Here is a 17062-nt window from a genome sequence, read left to right on the forward strand (position 1 = left end):
GCGGCGAGGGCCTGTAGTCGAGGCCGACCCCCTCCCCGCGGAGTTCGGCGTTGCGCTAAGACCGTCGGCCGTCCTTCAGGACATTCCCGAGGAGCCCCGCACATGCCGAACTTCCAGCGCCCCACCTCCATGCCCGTCCACAAGTACGGGCAGTACGAGCAGGTGGACATCCCCGACCGCACCTGGCCGAACAAGCGGATCACGGTCGCCCCCCGCTGGCTCTCCACCGACCTGCGCGACGGCAACCAGGCGCTGATCGACCCGATGTCCCCGGCCCGCAAGCGCGCGATGTTCGACCTGCTGGTGCGCATGGGCTACAAGGAGATCGAGGTCGGCTTCCCCTCGTCGGGGCAGACGGACTTCGATTTCGTACGGTCGATCGTCGAGGACGAGGACGCGATCCCCGAGGACGTGACGATCTCCGTCCTGACCCAGGCGCGCGAGGAGCTCATCGAGCGCACGGTGGAGTCCCTGAAGGGCGCCCGGCGCGCCACGGTGCACCTGTACAACGCGACCGCCCCCGTCTGGCGCGACGTCGTCTTCCGCGGTTCTCGCGACGCCGTGAAGCAGATCGCCGTCGACGGCACGCGCCTGGTCATGGAGTACGCCGACAAGCTGCTGGGCCCCGAGACCACCTTCGGCTACCAGTACAGCCCCGAGATCTTCACCGACACCGAGCTGGACTTCGCGCTGGAGGTCTGCGAGGGCGTCATGGACGTCTGGCAGCCCGACGCGGAGCGCGAGATCATCCTCAACCTGCCCGCCACGGTGGAGCGTTCGACGCCCTCGACCCACGCGGACCGCTTCGAGTGGATGAGCCGCAACCTGTCCCGGCGCGAGTTCGTCTGCCTGTCCATCCACCCGCACAACGACCGCGGCACCGCCGTCGCCGCCGCCGAGCTGGCCGTCATGGCCGGCGGCGACCGCGTCGAGGGCTGCCTGTTCGGCCAGGGCGAGCGCACCGGCAACGTCGACCTGGTGACGCTGGGCATGAACCTGTTCAGCCAGGGCGTCGACCCGCAGATCGACTTCTCGGACATCGACGAGATCCGCCGCGTCTACGAGTACTGCAACCAGATGGAGGTCCACCCCCGCCACCCGTACGCGGGCGACCTCGTCTACACCGCCTTTTCCGGCTCCCACCAGGACGCCATCAAGAAGGGCTTCGACGCGATGGAGACCCGGGCCGCGGCTCGGGGCAAGACCGTCGACGACATCGAGTGGGCCGTGCCGTACCTGCCCATCGACCCCAAGGACGTCGGCCGTTCCTACGAGGCCGTCATCCGCGTCAACTCGCAGTCCGGCAAGGGCGGCATCGCGTACGTCCTGCAGAACGACCACAAGCTGGACCTGCCGCGCCGCATGCAGATCGAGTTCTCGAAGATCATCCAGGCCAAGACCGACGCCGAGGGCGGCGAGGTCACGCCCGCCGCGATCTGGAGCGTCTTCCAGGACGAGTACCTGCCCAACCCCGAGAACCCCTGGGGTCGGATTCAGGTCAAGAACGGCCAGACGACGACCGACACGGACGGCGTCGACACCCTCACCGTCGAGGCCACGCTGGACGGCGCCGACACCGTCCTGACCGGCTCGGGCAACGGCCCGATCTCCGCGTTCTTCGACGCGCTGCAGGGCATCGGCATCGACGTACGCCTCCTGGACTACCAGGAGCACACGATGAGCGAGGGCGCGTCCGCGCAGGCCGCCTCGTACATCGAGTGCGCGATCGGCGACAAGGTCCTGTGGGGCATCGGCATCGATGCGAACACGACACGTGCCTCGCTCAAGGCCGCCGTCTCGGCGGTCAACCGCGCGGCGCGCTGACCCCTCCACCGGCGCTTTCCCGGCCCCGTCCGCCGATCCGGCGGGCGGGGCCGCGTCGTCTCCCGGCCATGTCGGGATCGCTCTCCTGTACGAGGTGCTGACGCCGCATCACCGATGTGGCTAACATCACGCCAACGCGGCAATGCAGCCGGGGAGTTACGGAGGTGCGTGGTGCTGCCAGATCGGGGACGAAACGGCCGGAAATCCCGCATCCTCGCGCTGCCCGTCTCGCGCGGGCGAGCCGTGTGCAGGCGCGTGATCGGCATGCACACGGCCTGGGACGCCGTCGGTGACGGCGAGTTCTTCTGCCCGGCCTGCGGCGGCGACCGCAACTACCAGCGCCTGACGGGGCGGCGCCGCTTCGTCCTGCTCGGCCTGCCCGTCCTGCCGCGCGGCACCGCGGGCCCCGTCATCCAGTGCGCCGCCTGCCAGGACTTCTTCGACCCGGACGTCCTGGACCACCCCACCACCACGCGCCTGTCCGCGATGCTCCGCGACGCCGTGCACACCATCGTCCTCGCGGTCCTCTCCACCGGCGGCACCACCTCGCGCACCACCCTCGACACGGCCGTGGCCACGCTGCGCGGCGCGGGCTACGACGACTGCACCGAGGAGCGGCTCGTCGCCCTCGTCGACGCGCTCGCCACCGACACGGGCCGCGCCGCCGAGCCGGACTGCGGCCCCGGCCTCGCCATCGAACTCCACGAGGCGCTCGGCCCCCTGGCCCCGCACCTCGCCCCCGCGGGCCGCGAGGCCCTGCTGCTCCAGGGCGCCAGGATCGCCCTCGCCGACGGCCCCTACACCCCCGCCGAACGCGACGTCCTCACCACGGCGGGCTGCGCGCTCACGATCGACGCGGACGAGGTGGCCAGGCTGCTCGTGGCGGCGCGGACGCCGTCCTGACGCGGATACTCCCCAGGGAGTATCCGCGGGGAGTACGGGGCGGACCGGGCCTCCCCGAGCCGTACCCCCCAACTCACCCCCGAGCCCGACGGATCGACGGGAGTGTCCCGGGAGGGTTGACCTCGAACACGTCACCCCTGCCGAAGGAGGCCCGTCATGGGGGCCACACCGACCGCTGCCGTGCCGCGAAGGCGAAGGCGTGCCGTGCCCTGGGTTTTTCTGGGGCTGTGGATCGTCGTCATCGCGCTCGCCTCGCCGTTCGCCGCCAAGCTCGCCGACGTCCAGAAGGACCGGCCCGTCGACTACCTGCCGGCCAGTGCGGGCTCCACCGAAGTGGCGAAGATCCAGGACCAGTTGCCCGGTGGCGAGGCCACCGAGCTGGTGCTCGTCTACCACCGGGACGGCGGACTCACCGCCGCCGACAGGGCCGCCGCGGGCGAGCAGGTCGACGAGATCGCGCGGGCGCACCCGCTGGTCGCCGAGCCCAAGGGCGTGCCGTCCGAGGACGGGACCACGCTCATGTATCCCGTCGCCTCCACCGAGCCGGGGCAGGACGAGGAGAAGCGGGACGCCCTCGTGGCGGATGTGCGCGACATCGCCCGTGGCGAGGACGGGCTGAGCGTCGACGTCGGCGGGGCCGGGGCGCTCGACACCGATGCCGGTGAGGTCTACAACTCCCTTGGCGGACCGCTGCTTTACACCACCGCCGGTGTTGTCGCGCTGTTGCTGATCCTCATCTACCGCAGTCCCTTCCTCTGGCTCGTGCCGCTCGCCGTCGCGGGCGTCGCCGACTACCTCGCGATGGGCGTCGCGTACGGACTGAACCAGGCGTTCGGGACCTCCGTCACCGGACAGAGCTCGGGGATCATGACCATCCTCGTGTTCGGCGCGGGCACCGACTACGCCCTGCTGCTCGTCTCCCGCTACCGGGAGGAGCTGAGGAGGATCGAGCGGCCCCACGACGCCATGACCGCGGCCCTGCGCGGCTGCGGGCCCGCCGTGCTCGCCTCCTCGGGGACCGTCGCCGCCGGGCTGCTCTGCCTGCTCGCCGCCGACCTCAACAGCAGCCGCGGCATGGGGCCGCTCGGCATGGTCGGGGTCCTGTGCGCGCTCGTGGCCATGCTGACGCTGCTGCCCGCCGTCCTCGTGCTGCTCGGGCGGCGCGTGTTCTGGCCGCTCGTGCCCGCCTTCGGCAGCGTGCCCAAGCAGCGCCGCAGCCTCTTCGCCGCGATGGGGAGTTCGGCCGGGCGCAGGCCGCTCACCGTGCTCGCGAGCGGGGCCGTGCTGCTCGGGGCGCTCGCGCTCGGCGCGTTCAACCTGCCCGGGTCGCTCAAGCAGGAGGACTCCTTCACCAAGACCCCCGAGTCCGTGTCCGCCATGGAGACCCTCGCCGCCGCCTACCCCGAGTCCGGCACGCAGCCGATCACCGTCATGACGCCCGCGGGCAAGGCCGCCGAGTCCCTCGCCGAGATCCGGGACACCAAGGGCGTCGACGCCGCCGAGAAGGGACGTACCGCCAAGGGCTGGACCGAGATCTCCGTGCTCGCGGCGGCCCCGCCCGAGTCGGCGGGCGAGACCGCGACCATCGAGGCACTGCGCGACAACGACCGTCTCGACGGCTCCTACGTCGGCGGGTCCAGCGCACAGCAGCTGGACCTGAAGGACACCAACGCCCGTGACCGCACCATCGTCGTGCCGCTCGTCCTCGGCGCCGTCCTGCTGATCCTCGTCGCCCTGCTGCGCAGCCTCGTCGCGCCGCTGCTGCTGCTCGCCGCGGTCGTCGCCGTGTGGGGCGCCTCGCTCGGCATCGCGGGCCTCGTCCTCGAACCGCTCTTCGGCTTCGAGGGCACCGACCCGGGGCTCGGACTCCTCTCCTTCGTCTTCCTCGTCGCACTCGGGGTGGATTACGGGATCTTCCTGATGCACCGCATGCGGGAGGAGTGCCTGAACGGGGCCGAACCCGGGGCGGCCGCGCTCACCGCGCTGCGCACCACGGGCGGCGTCATCGCGTCGGCCGGGCTCGTGCTCGCCGCGACGTTCGCCGTCCTGACCAACATGCCGCTGGTCCAACTCGTCGAGCTGGGCTTCGTCATCGCGGTCGGCGTGCTGCTCGACACCTTCCTCGTACGGACGTATCTGGTGACGAGCGCCAGTGTCGCCCTCGGCAGGAAGGTGTGGTGGCCGGGCCCGCTGTCCAGGCCCCGGCCCGCGGCCCCCGCCCCCGAGACCGAACCCGTCCGGGTCCCCACCCCTTGAGGCCGGCCTCCAGGGCGCCCCTCCTCTCCCGGAGGGGCGCCCGCGTACCCGAAGATGGACCGGTGGAATCACCCGTCACAGGCCAGGGCGCGGCGCGCGGCACCGCCCGCCGCAACCTCGTCGAGCGCGTCCTCGGGCCGGCCGCCCCCGGCGAACGGCTGCGCACGGACGTCCTGTTCGCCCTCGCCATGGCGGCGAGCTCCGTCGTGATCGTGCGGGTCGTGCGGGACAACGGCGACCCGCCAGGCCTGTTCGGCTGGGCGCTGCTGCTCGTCGCCCACGTCGTCATCGTGTGGCGGCGCCGCGCCCCGATGCGGGTCATGGCCGCCCTGATGGTGATCCTCATGACCTACCACTCCCTGGACAACAACCACACCGCGCCCATGGCGGTGTCGATGGCCGCCCTGTTCACCGTGGCCTCCCGGTCCAGGCCCCGCAACGCGGTCCTCGTCGGCACCGCGGTCCTCGGCATCATGCTGAGCCTGAAGTTCAGCGAAGGCATGGCCGAGGGCGCCGAGTCGCTCCGCATCTCCGGCTGGATCGTCGCGTTCCTGCTGCTCGGCGTGTACGTGCGCATGCACCGGCAGTACGTCGCCTCGGTCCTGGAGCGGGCCGAGCGCGCCGAGCGCACGCGCGAGGAGGAGGCCCGGCGCAGGGTCGCCGAGGAGCGGCTGCGGGTCGCCCGGGATCTGCACGACCTGCTCGCGCACAGCATCACGCTGGTCGGCGTCCAGACCTCCGTCGCCGCGCACGTCCTCGCCGCCGACCCCGACCGGCTCGACCGGACGGCCGTCGCCAAGGCCCTCGACGACGTCGCCGAGACCTGCCGCACCGCCCGCGGTGAACTCCGCGCCACGCTGGAGGTGTTGAGGTCCGGCGCCGACGACGAGACGAGGGGACCGCTGCCCGGCCTCGACGGCCTGCCCGACCTCGTGGACGCGGCCCGCACCGCGGGAGCCCGCGTCGAGCTGGACGTGGGGGAGTGCGAGGCGCCGCCCGCCGTGGGCGTCGCCGCCTACCGCATCGTGCAGGAGGCGCTCACCAACGCCGTGCGGCACGCGGGGCCCGGCCCCACGGTCCGGGTGGCGGTGCGCACGCGCGAGGCGGCACTGTGCGTGCGGGTCACGGACGACGGCGTCGGCGTCCAGGAGACCGCGCACGCGCCTGGCTACGGGCTCGTCGGCATGCGGGAGCGGGCCAGGACGGTCGGCGGCACCCTGGAGGCGGGGCCGCGGCCGGAAGGGGGTTTCATGGTCTCGGCGGTGCTGCCGCTCGCACCTGTGTCCTTGGGAGGACTGACATGACGCCCTGCTCGTCGGGAGGCTCGCGGCCCCGGTTCCCGGGAGGCTTGCGGCCCGGTCTTTCGGGAGGTCTGCGCCCCGGTCTCTCGGGAGGCTTGAGCCCCCGTTCCTCGGGAGGTCCGCGCCCCGGTCCCCCGGGAGGCTTGAGCCCCCGTTCCTCGGGAGGTCCGCGCCTCCGTTCCTCGGGAGGTCCGCGATGACCATCCGTGTGCTGCTCGCCGACGACCAGACGCTCGTACGCGCCGCGTTCGCGATGCTCGTCGACTCGGCGCCCGACATGGAGGTCGTCGCGCAGGCGGGCACCGGGCGCCTGGCGGTCGACCTGGCCCGCTCCGAGCGCGCCGACCTCGTCGTCATGGACATCCGCATGCCCGACCTCGACGGCATCGAGGCGACCCGGCTGCTCGCCGCCGACGAGGACCTGGCGGGCGTGAAGGTCCTGATGCTGACGACGTACGACACGGACGAGCACGTCGTCGACGCGTTGCGCGCCGGCGCGTCCGGCTTCCTGGTCAAGGACACGAAGCCCGCCGAACTCCTGGACGCCATCCGTACGGTGGCGGCCGGCGACTCCCTCCTCTCGCCAGGCCCCACGGCCCGCCTGATCGCCCGGGTGCTGCGGGCGCCGGACGCCGGACTCACCGTCGCGGGCGGCCCCGAAGGCCTCTCGGAGCGGGAGCGGCAGGTCCTGCGACTCGTGGCACGCGGCCTGAACAACACGGAGATAGCCGAGACGCTGGGCCTGAGCCCGCTCACCTCGAAGACGCACGTCAGCCGCATCATGGGCAAGCTGGGCGCGCGGGACAGGGCCCAACTGGTCATCGTCGCCTACGAGTCGGGCCTTGTGGCGCCGGGGTCGGCGCCGTCCGAGTCCTGAGCCGCGCCCCGGCCCCGCACACACCTCAGAGCAGTCCCGCCGCCGCGAGGTGTTTGCCCACCGTCTCGGTCTCCGGGGCCGACAGGGGGATCTGGGGCTCCGCCGTCGCCGGGCAGGCGATCACTCCGCGCAGGTGCAGCGCCGCCTTGAACGCGCCGAGCGCCGACGAACTGCCGCCCATCCGGGCCGGGTCGCCCGCCGTGACCATCCCGAACAGACCGCACAGCCGCTCCTGTTCGGCCCGCGCCCGCGCCCAGTCGCCCTCGCGGCAGGCGCGGTACAGGCGCACGTACCCCGCGGGGTCCACGTTCCCGAGGCCGGGCACCACGCCGTCCGCGCCCATCGCGAGCGCCGAGTCGACCGTCACCTCGGACCCCGTCAGGACGCTGAACCCGGCGAGCCCCGCCCCCGAACGCTTCCCGAGCACGACGCCCCGGAAGCCGCCCTCGTCACCGCTGGAGTCCTTCAACCCCGCGAGCACGCCCTCCTCGGCCAGTTCGAGGACCAGGTCCGCGCCCAGTTTGGTGTGCACCGACACCGGCAGGTCGTACGCGAACACCGGCACCCCGCAGCCCCGCGCCACCAGGCGGAAGTGGCGTGCGACCTCGGCTGGGTGGGTCCGCGTGTAGAAGGGCGCGGTGACCACGGCCGCGTCCGCGCCCGCCGCGGCCAGGGCGCGCGCATGGTCGAGGACCCGGGGCGTGGTCATGTCGATCGCCCCGGCGAGGACGGGCAGGTGGCCGGCCACGTGACGTACGACCGTGTCCACGACCAGCGCGCGCTGCCTGTCCGTGAGATACGCGACCTCCGAGGTCGAGCCGAGCACGAACAGGCCGTCCACGCCGCCCTCGACCAGATGGTCGACGAGCCTGGTGAGGGAGGCGGTGTCCACCTCGCGGTCCGGTGTCAGCGGGGTGCAGACGGGCGGGACGACACCGGTCAGCGGGGCGGGAAGAGTCATGGTTGCTCCCGGGGAATGGCGGCAGGGGCCGTGGCGGCGGCCTGGGTCACTAGCTCGTGGGTCGACTGTCCCTCGCCCACGGGGTGGAAACACCGGAACCGGTGCGGTGTGCCCGCCGGTTCGGCGTCGGAGGCGTGCGAGACCTCCGGCATGGCTTCGGCGCACACCTCGTCCGCCTTCCAGCACCGCGTACGGAAGGGACAGCCGCTCGGCGGCCGGGTCGCCGACGGCACGGGCCCAGCCAGCGGGATCGGGTCGATGGGGTCGAGCAGTCCCGGCGTGGCGGAGAAGAGGGCGCGCGTGTACGGGTGCCGGGCGCGGTCCGGGATCTCCTCGGCCGGTGACTCCTCGACGATCCGCCCGAGGTACATCGTGACGACGCGGTCGCTCATCCTGCGCACGGTCTGGATGTCGTGCGAGACGAAGACGAGGGCGAGGCCCAGGCGTTCCTTCAGGTCCAGGAGGAGGTTCAGGATCTGGGCGCGCACGGACACGTCGAGGGCGCTCGTCGGCTCGTCGGCGACCAGCAGATCCGGTGAGAGCGCCAACGCCCTTGCGATGGCGACGCGTTGGCGCTGCCCGCCGGAGAGCTGGCCCGGCAGCCCGTCCGCGAGGGCCTTCGGCAGGCCGACCAGGGACATCAACTCCCGTACGCGGTCGTCCCTTTCACGGGACGTGCCCCGCTTGTGCACGTCCAGGGGGTCCCGGAGGATCTGCCGGATCGACAGCCTGCGGTTCAGGGCGGTCGACGGGTCCTGGAAGATCATGCCGGTGCGCGTGCCGATGGCCGCGCGGCGCGCGGCGGGCTTCATCGTCCACAGGTCGTCGCCCCGGAACGACACGGTTCCGCTCGTCGGGCGCTGTACGCCGACGAGGACCTTGGCGAGGGTCGACTTGCCGCAGCCGGATTCCCCTACGATGCCTATGGTTTCACCTGGGGCGATGACCAAGGTGGCTGCGGTGAGGGCGTATACGTGGTCCCGTGACAGAAGGCCGCCCGACCTTGCCTTGTGCACTACGTGCACGTCGCTCAACTCTGCGATCGGCGTGGTCATTTCGGCTTTCCCTCTGTTGTCGGGCGGCGCGCCGTGGGGATGTCGGGGGGATGCGCGTCCGCGCGTGCGTTGTGGCTGGTCGCGCCCCGCGGCGGAGCCGCTTGTTGATGCAGCCCCGCGCCCCTTCGGGGCGCTGCTTCTCGCGGCGCCGGGTGGTGGCACGCCGACGCATGCGCCCGGCCGCCCACCAGCACCGGCGTCTGCTCACGGCACACCTCGCCAGCCAGCGGGCACCTGTCCGCGAAGCGGCACCCCGCAGGGAAGTCCGCCGGGGACGGCACGACGCCCTTGATCTGGGTGAGGCGGCGCGCCGCCGATTCCAGGGAGAGGACCGAGCCGAGCAGGCCGCGCGTGTAGTGGTGGGTCGGGGCCTCCACCAGGTCCGCGGTGACGCCCGTCTCGACGATCTGCCCGCCGTACATCACCACCACCCGGTCGGTGACGTCGGCGACGAGCGCCAGGTCGTGCGAGACCAGGATCAGCGCGAAGCCCAGCTCCTCGCGCAGGCGGAGCAGGAGTTGGATGACCTGCGCCTGCACCGTCACGTCCAGCGCGGTCGTCGGCTCGTCGGCGACGATCAGCTTCGGGTCGCGGGACAGGGCCATCGCGATCAGCACGCGCTGGCGCTGGCCGCCGGAGAGCTCGTGCGGGTAGCTGCGCAGGGTGCGTTCGGGGTCCAGGCCCACCAGGTCGAGGAGCTCGGCCGGCGTGCGGCGCCCACCCCTTCGTACGACCTGTTTGAGCTGGGAGCGCACGGTCATCGCCGGGTTCAGGGACGACAGGGCGTCCTGGTAGATCATCGCCATGTCGTGGCCGAGCAGCCGGCGCCTGGCCCGCATGGGCAGGCCGATCAGCTCCTGGCCGTCGAAGGTGACGCTGCCGCCCACCCGGGCGCCCTTCGGCTCCAGGCCCATCACCGTCAGCGCCGTCAGTGACTTGCCGCAGCCCGACTCGCCCACCAGGCCCAGGACTTCACCGGGGCGGACGTCGAAGGTGATGCCGTCGACGATGTCCACCCCGCCGTGCCGCTGGGGGAAGGAGATCCGCAGGTGGTCGACGGCCAGGACCGGGGGCGCCGTCGGCAGGGGGCGGGCCCTGGTGCGCAGGCGGTGGGCCGCCTCCGTCAGGCCCGGCAGCTCCAGGACCTTGCCGCTGCCGGGCTCGGGGGCCTCCAGGCGGTCCTCGTCGCGGGCGGCGCCCTCGACGTCCCGTCCCGACGGCGCCGCCCAGGCGTCCGAGACCCCCTCGGAGAGGATGTTGAGGGCGAGGACGGTGAGCAGCATCAGGAGCCCGGGGAAGACCGTCGCCCACCAGCCGCCGATCAGGACCATGTTCTTGCCGTCGGCGATGACGCTGCCCCAGGACGGGTCGGGCGGCCGCACCCCCGCGCCGATGAAGGAGAGCGAGGCCTCGAAGACGATGGCCTCGGCGACCTGCACGGTGCAGAAGACGAGGACGGGCGCCGCGCAGTTGACCGCGACGTGCCGGATCAGGATGTGCGGGGTGCGCGCGCCCACGACGCGTTCGGCGACGACGTAGTCCTCGCCGTACTGGTCGAGGACGTTGGCCCGTACGACGCGGGCGATCGGCGGGGTGAACAGGAAGGCGATGGCACAGATCAGGACGAGGATGCCGCCGCCGAAGACCGCGACGAGCACGGCGGCGAGCGCGATGCCGGGGAACGCCATGACGACGTCCAGGCAGCGCATCAGCGTCTCGTCGACGGCCTTGCGGGAGGTCGCCGCGACGGCGCCGACGAGCGCGCCGACGACCAGGGCGAGCAGGGTGGCGCCGAGCCCGATCGCCAGCGACCAGCGCGCCCCGTGCATCAGTCGGCTGAGGATGTCGCGGCCCAGGCTGTCCTGGCCCATCCAGTGGTCGGCGGAGGGGGCCCCGGTGCCGCCCGCCTGGGTCTGCTGGTCGAGCGGGTCGTGCGGGGCGATCAGCGGGGCGAGGAGTGCCATGAGTACGACGACGCCGAGGACGCCGACCGCCACGCGGGACAGGAGCGGCAGCTTGCGCAGCGAGCGGAGCCGGATGCCGGGGACCGCGAGCCTCGCGGTGAGCTCCTTGCGCGAGGTGAACATCAACTCGCCTCCCTCAGCCGCGGATTGACCAGCAGGTACAGGATGTCGATGACGAGGTTCACGACCACGAAGCCGACGGCGGTGGTGATGACGACGCCCTGCACGACGGCCGGGTCGCCGTTCTTCACGGCGTCGATCATCAGCTTCCCCATGCCGGGCAGCGAGAAGATCGTCTCGATGACGACCGCGCCGCCGAGCAGGTACCCGACGCGCAGGCCGAGCACGGTGAGCGGGTTGATGAGGGCGTTGCGCAGCACGTTCCTGCCCACGACCACCACCGGCGGCAGTCCGCTGCCGATGGCCGTCCGCACGTAGTCCTTGTCGAGCTCCTCGACCACGGCCGTGCGGATGATGCGGGTCAGGCCCGCCGCCACCGGCAGGGAGAGCGCGAGGGCGGGCAGCGTCATGGTCCTGAGCCAGCCGGTGAGGGAGTCGCCGGGGTTGATGTAGCCGCCGGTCGGGAACCAGCCGAGGTCCACCGCCAGGTACTGGATCATCAGCAGCGCCAGCCAGAAGCCGGGCGCCGCGACGCCGGTCAGGGAGACGACGCGGATCAGCTGGTCCGGCAGCCGGTCGCGGTAGATCGCGGCGGTCACGCCGAGGGTGAGGGAGACCGCCACGGCGATGCCGAGCCCCAGGAAGGTGAGCTGCATGGTGAGCGGCAGGGCGGTGGCGATCTGGTCGACGACGGGAGAGCGGTTGAGGACGCTGATGCCGAGGTCGCCCTGGAGCAGGTCCCCCACAAAGGCGATGTAGCGCACGGGCAGCGGATCCAGGAGCCCGTTCTCCTCGCGGAACTGGTGCAGTTGCTCGGGGGTCGGGTTGGCGCCCTGGAAGAACGCGGAGGCCGGGTCGACGTCCGAGAAGCGCATCACGAGGAAGACGAAGAGCACGATGCCGAGCAGCAGGGGCACGAGCAGGGCGATCCGGCGGGCCAGGATTCTGAGGACTGCGGTCACGGCGTACGACTCCTGAACCGGCCGTGCCTCAGGCCCACTTGGCCTGGAGCAGATTGATCCCCGGGTAGGGCTGGGCCTTGACGCCTGTGACCTTCCTGGGGTCCCAGGCGGTCATGAGTTCGTTGTGGACCACCGGGTAGAGCACGGCCTGTTCGGCCACCGTGTCGATGTACTCCTGGACCATGGTCTTCTTCTTGCTCGCCTCGGGCTCGCGGGTCGCCCGGTCCATGTCCTTGAAGAGCTTCCTGGCGACGGCGTCGTCCGCCCAGCGGGCGTAGCCCATCCAGATGTTCTCGGGGCCGTAGTTGTAGTGCATGATCAGGTCGGCGTCGAGCCCGAACTGGTTGGGGTTCGAGGCGGCCGCGACGACCTGGAAGTCCTTCTTCTGGTCCAGCTTGGTGAAGACGGCGGTGGTCTCCTGCGGGTCGAGGGTGACCTCGACGCCGAGCTTCTCCCAGCCGTCCTGGATGGTGGGCAGGCAGTCCACGATCCAACTCACGTTCACGGCCATGAGGTTGATCTTCAAGTTGTCGACCCCGGCCTCCTCCATGAGCTTCTTCGCCTTCGCCAGGTCGTATCCATAGACGGTCTTCGCGGGCCGGTAGGAGGGGTTGGCCTCGTTGAGGAAGGACGTGGCCGCCTTGCCGTGGCCTCTGAGCGCCGCCTCGATCATCTTGTCGCGGTCGATGGCGTAGTGCAGGGCCTGCCGGACGCGTACGTCGTCGAAGGGCTTGTGCGCGGTGTTGAAGAGCAGGAAGAGGTTGTTCATGCCCGCGCCGCCCTCGACGGTCATCCCGCTCTTCTTGAGCTGCCCGATGTTGGCGTACGGGATGTTGTCGGCGATCTCCGCGTCCGCGCCGGAGCCGGATATCTTCGCGACGCGCGGCGCCGCGTCCACGATCGTCAGCCAGTTCATCTTCTTGAAGGCCGCCCTGCGCGGGCCGTTGTAGTCCTCGAAGGCCTCGAAGGTCGTGTTCGACTTCGGGTTGTGGGCGGTCTGCCGGTACGGGCCCGAACCCACCGCCTTGCCCTTGGTCGCGTCGTCCCAGGCGCCCGGCTTCGAGAAGACGTGCTTCGGCATGATCTTGGCGAGGGAGAGGCGCGCGGCGCCGTCGGGGAAGGGGAACTTGAGGATCAGCTCGACGTTGGTGGCGTCGACCTTCCTGACCTCCTCGAGCCAGCTCGCGAAGAAGCCCTTGGCCAGGGTCTGGGTCTTCGGGTCCAGGATCCGGTCGAAGACGAAGACCACGTCGTCGGCGGTGACGGGCCTGCCGTCGTGCCACTTGGCGCCGGGACGCAGGGCGAACTTCCACGTGGTCGCCCTGAGGTCGTTCGGGACCTCGGTGGCGAGCGCCGCGTACGGCTCGCGGGTGATGGGGTCCGTGCCGAGCAGGCCCTCGTAGATGTGCTCGTTGCCGGCCATGGCGAAGGCGGACGCGGTCTGCGTCGGGTCCCAACTGCCGTCGTTCCCGTAGCCGATGACGGCCGTGAGCGTCGAGCCGCCGCCCTTGCCACCGCCCCCGGCCTCGTTGGTGGACTCGGGCCCCGACGAGCAGGCGGAGAGCGTGGTGGTGACGGCGGCGGCCGCGCTCAGCGCACCGGTGTACTTGAGGAAGGACCGGCGGTCCGGCGCGGTCCGAGGGATCAGGTCGCTCACGGTGTCTCCCTTGCCTCCCTGAGAGGTCCCACGTCCTACGTCGTGGGTGGCGTGGCGACCATAGGAGCGGCGCGGGACCCGGTCAAGAGAGTGCGCAGGGATCCGATCGGGACGAACTCGTGCCGGAGGTGGGACGTGGGATGTCATCCGTGCCTACGATGGCGCGCATGGCGCAGGAGCCGATCCGAGAGCGGCGTGTGAGCGGTCAAGTGCGGCGTGAGGTCGTCGAGTTGATCCTGGAAAGAGGGCTGCGGCCGGGATCGCCGCTGCCCACCGAGGCCGAGCTGATGGTCGCGCTCGGCGTCAGCCGCAACTCCGTGCGCGAGGCGCTCAAGGCCCTCCAGGCCCTGGACATCGTGGAGATCAGACACGGCTACGGCACCTATGTGGGGCAGGCCTCGCTCACCCCGCTCGCCGACGGCCTGACCTTCCGCGCGCTCGTCAGGCTCCGCGACGACACCCGGGCGCTCGCGGAGATCCTGGAGGTGCGGGAGGTCCTGGAGGAGGGGCTCATGCGGCGCGTCGCCGGGGCGCTCGGCGAGGCCGAACTGGCCCGACTGGAGCGTCTGGTGGGGCAGATGGAGGAGGCGGCCGGCGCCGGGACCGCCTTCCCCGACCTGGACCGCGAGTTCCACGAGACGCTCTACCGCCCGCTCGGCAACGAACTGGTGCCGCAGCTGCTCGGCGCGTTCTGGAACGTCTTCCACCGGGTGGCGGGCGCGCGGGGCTGGGCGAGCGACCCGGCGCCTCAGGTGACGGTGGCCCGGCACCGGGACATCGTGGCCGCGCTGCGCGCCAAGGACGCGGGGCGCGCGCAGCGGGCGATGGCCGACCACTTCCGGGGGATCGGGGAGCGGGCGGGGCAGGGGATGCGGGGGGTGGGGTAGCGGCCGCGGGCTACTCGTCGTGGTCACCCGGGGCGAGGGCGTAGGCGAGGCCGTCGGAGGGGTTGGTCCCCAGGCCCGTCCCGTACTCCTTCTCGTACGCCGCGTCGCCGATGGACGCCCTGATCGCGCGCTCGGACTCGGCGCGGGCGGCGACCAGATAGGGGACGCGCATCTGGGGCGGGCCGACGCTCTGCCACATGTGCTGGCCGATGCCGAGGAGGCGGGCAGCCCGCGTTCCGTGGCCCGTGCCGACGGCCGTCGACGCCAGCAGATCGACGAGCATGGCGGCGCCGATGGTGTCGTGCAGGAGCACCTTGCCCGGCAGCGCCGCCCGGGCGTGGGCGGCGGCTTCGGCCGGGCGTCCGAGGCCCATGGCGGCCTGCGCGCGCATGTATCCGGCCCAGGCGCGAAGCCATTGCTCGCCGAGCTCCTCGCACCGGGCGCGCAGCGTGTCGGCGACGTCCGCCGCGGCCGCGAACTCCCCGAGGTGGATGTGGGTGAAGGCACGGGTCAGCCGACTCAGGAGCGGGGCATGGAGGAAGGCGCCGTCCATGCCTTCGGAGTCCGACACCGAGGCGAGCACCGCGGCGGCCTCCCGCAGGTTCCCCCACAGGGTCAGCGAGCTGCCTTCGAGGTGGGCCATGGCGATGGCCGCGCCCGGGTCCTCGCTGTGCGCCATGGCCTCGCGGAACTCCTCGGTGATCCGCCGGGTCGCCTCGCCGTCGCCCTGCCCCATGGTCGTGGTGCCGTACGCCCACACGGCCTTGGCACGCACGGCGCTCGGCTCCGTGCACAGGTCGAGGGCGCGCCCCAGGTAGTACCGCCCCTCCCGCGCGAACCCGCAGGCGACCCAGAAGAACCACAGCGCCCCGCCCATCTCCAGTGCGGCGCGACCCCCGCCCTGCGACAGGGAGAAGTCCAGCGCCGTACGGAGGTTGGCGTGGTCGGCGGAGAGCCGTGTGTACCAGGAGATCTGGTGCGGGCCCAGCCACTCGGCGTCGGCCCGCAGGGCCAGCCGCCGGTGGAAGTCCAGGTGTCTGCGCCGGGTCGGCTCCTCCTCGCCCAGCTCCCGCAGCCACTGCGCGCCGAACTCCCGCACCGTGTCCAGCATGCTGAACCGCACGGGCCCGGTGCCGTCTGTGCGGCGGCGTACGAGGGACTTGGTCACGAGCCCTTCGAGCAGCCGCTCGACCTCGTCGGCCGGGAGCGGACCGCCCGCGCCCACGGCCCGCGCGCCGTCCGCCTGGAAGCCGCCGACGAACACCGAGAGCCGGGCCCACAGCAGCCGCTCCAGCGGCTCGCACAGCTCGTGGCTCCAGCCGATGGTGGTGCGCAGGGTCCGGTGGCGCGGCGCGGTGGTGCCGCGAGCTCCGTCCTGGGCGATCAGCGCCTCGAAGCGGTGCTGCAGCCGGTCGTCGAGCTGCTCGATGGAGTGGTCGGACAGCTGGGCCGCCGCGAGTTCGATGGCCAGGGGGATGCCGTCGAGGCGGTGGCAGACGGCCGCGGCCGAGGCCCGCCGCGCGCCGTCCCAGGTGAATCCCGTTACCGCCGCGGCCGCCCGGTCGGCGAAGAGTGCCAGCGCGTCGCCCCACCCGGTCGCCGTGCAAGGGTCCTTGAGCGGCGCTTTGTCAGGGGCCTTGAGCGGATGCGACACCGGCAGCGGATCCACCTCGAAGCACCGCTCGCCCGCGACGCCCAGCGGCTGCCGACTGGTGGTCAGGACGCGCAGGCCCGGCGCGGCGTCGAGCAGGGTCCGCACCGTGCGGGCGCACGCCGTGACGAGGTGCTCGCACGAGTCGAGGAACAGCAACAGCCGCTTGTCGGCGAGCCATTGGGCGACCAGCTCCTCGGCGGGCCCGAGGGTCTGGTCGGCAAGGCCGAGCTCCTCCAGGAGGACGTTCCCGAGCAGGGACGGCTCGCGCAGCGGCGCCAGCTGGACCAGATGCACCCCGTCGGGGAAGTCCGGCTCCGCCCGGCGCGCGGCCCGCAGCGCGAGCCGTGACTTGCCGACGCCGCCCACGCCGGTCAGCGTCACGAGGCGGTCCGATTCCAACAGACCTGCGACGGCCCGCAGTTCGACAGCCCGTCCGATGAAGCTGGTCGTCTCGGAGGGAAGATGCACGCCGCACAGTGTGCTCCCCGAGGGTGCCGAAGGGTCGTGATTGCCCCGACATTGAACCGAGTTGAGTGACGCCCCGATCCGTGCGTGCAAAAGGCGGAACGAGTAGATCATCGCCGGTCATCAGCGCCCTGGTCCGGTCATCAGCTCGTGCTGACGCGACGTTTCGGCCATAG

12 protein-coding genes are annotated in these 17062 nt (G+C 71.9%); 6 read left to right on the forward strand and 6 right to left on the reverse strand.

The genetic code is table 11. The features are described 5' to 3' along the window. Positions 1 to 102: 102 nt before the first annotated feature. The 5 genes from leuA (at position 103) to ACZ4D5_RS02600 (ending at position 7161) form a co-directional block, all read left to right on the forward strand. Positions 103 to 1824 (forward strand): 2-isopropylmalate synthase, encoded by a 1722-nt coding sequence (leuA, locus tag ACZ4D5_RS02580; protein WP_467770469.1) that lies wholly within the window; start codon positions 103 to 105, stop codon positions 1822 to 1824. A 171-nt stretch (positions 1825 to 1995) separates the two neighbouring features. Further along, positions 1996 to 2727, forward strand: a complete 732-nt coding sequence (locus tag ACZ4D5_RS02585) for a TerB family tellurite resistance protein (RefSeq protein ID WP_467770470.1) — start codon at positions 1996 to 1998, stop codon at positions 2725 to 2727. 156 nt (positions 2728 to 2883) lie between these two features. Then, positions 2884 to 4983, forward strand: a complete 2100-nt coding sequence (locus ACZ4D5_RS02590) for an MMPL family transporter (protein WP_467770471.1) — start codon at positions 2884 to 2886, stop codon at positions 4981 to 4983. A 62-nt stretch (positions 4984 to 5045) separates the two neighbouring features. Beyond that, entirely contained in the window at positions 5046 to 6287 is a 1242-nt protein-coding gene (locus ACZ4D5_RS02595) for a sensor histidine kinase (RefSeq protein WP_467770472.1), read from the forward strand. Positions 6288 to 6480: 193 nt separating this feature from the next. Next, positions 6481 to 7161, forward strand: a complete 681-nt coding sequence (locus ACZ4D5_RS02600) for a response regulator (protein ID WP_467770473.1) — start codon at positions 6481 to 6483, stop codon at positions 7159 to 7161. A 25-nt stretch (positions 7162 to 7186) separates the two neighbouring features. On the opposite strand, the gene ACZ4D5_RS02605 is transcribed toward ACZ4D5_RS02600, so the two are convergent. The 5 genes from ACZ4D5_RS02605 to ACZ4D5_RS02625 are packed head-to-tail and all read right to left on the reverse strand — an operon-like array spanning position 7187 to position 13880. Beyond that, positions 7187 to 8122, reverse strand: a complete 936-nt coding sequence (locus tag ACZ4D5_RS02605) for a dihydrodipicolinate synthase family protein (RefSeq protein ID WP_467770474.1) — start codon at positions 8120 to 8122, stop codon at positions 7187 to 7189. Next, on the reverse strand, positions 8119 to 9177 hold the full coding sequence (locus ACZ4D5_RS02610; protein WP_467770475.1) for an oligopeptide/dipeptide ABC transporter ATP-binding protein: 1059 nt from the start codon (positions 9175 to 9177) through the stop codon (positions 8119 to 8121). The genes ACZ4D5_RS02605 and ACZ4D5_RS02610 overlap by 4 nt, the downstream gene beginning before the upstream one ends. Further along, complete coding sequence (locus ACZ4D5_RS02615) at positions 9174 to 11264, reverse strand: dipeptide/oligopeptide/nickel ABC transporter permease/ATP-binding protein (RefSeq protein ID WP_467770476.1); 2091 nt, start codon at positions 11262 to 11264, stop codon at positions 9174 to 9176. The genes ACZ4D5_RS02610 and ACZ4D5_RS02615 overlap by 4 nt, the downstream gene beginning before the upstream one ends. Beyond that, a complete protein-coding gene (locus tag ACZ4D5_RS02620; protein ID WP_467770477.1) occupies positions 11264 to 12223 on the reverse strand; it encodes an ABC transporter permease in 960 nt (319 codons plus the stop codon). The genes ACZ4D5_RS02615 and ACZ4D5_RS02620 overlap by 1 nt, the downstream gene beginning before the upstream one ends. Before the next feature lie 28 nt (positions 12224 to 12251). Then, the gene (locus ACZ4D5_RS02625; RefSeq protein WP_467770478.1) at positions 12252 to 13880 is read right to left on the reverse strand and encodes an ABC transporter substrate-binding protein; all 1629 of its coding nucleotides are present in this window, start codon (positions 13878 to 13880) and stop codon (positions 12252 to 12254) included. Positions 13881 to 14038: 158 nt separating this feature from the next. Between ACZ4D5_RS02625 and ACZ4D5_RS02630 the strand changes: the two genes are divergently transcribed. Beyond that, on the forward strand, positions 14039 to 14767 hold the full coding sequence (locus ACZ4D5_RS02630; RefSeq protein WP_467771472.1) for a FadR/GntR family transcriptional regulator: 729 nt from the start codon (positions 14039 to 14041) through the stop codon (positions 14765 to 14767). 10 nt (positions 14768 to 14777) lie between these two features. On the opposite strand, the gene ACZ4D5_RS02635 is transcribed toward ACZ4D5_RS02630, so the two are convergent. After that, positions 14778 to 16889, reverse strand: coding sequence for an ATP-binding protein (locus ACZ4D5_RS02635; RefSeq protein WP_467770479.1), 2112 nt, complete (start codon positions 16887 to 16889; stop codon positions 14778 to 14780). Between the last annotated feature and the right edge of the window lie 173 nt (positions 16890 to 17062).

Source organism: Streptomyces sp. NPDC025651 (genome assembly GCF_055558735.1).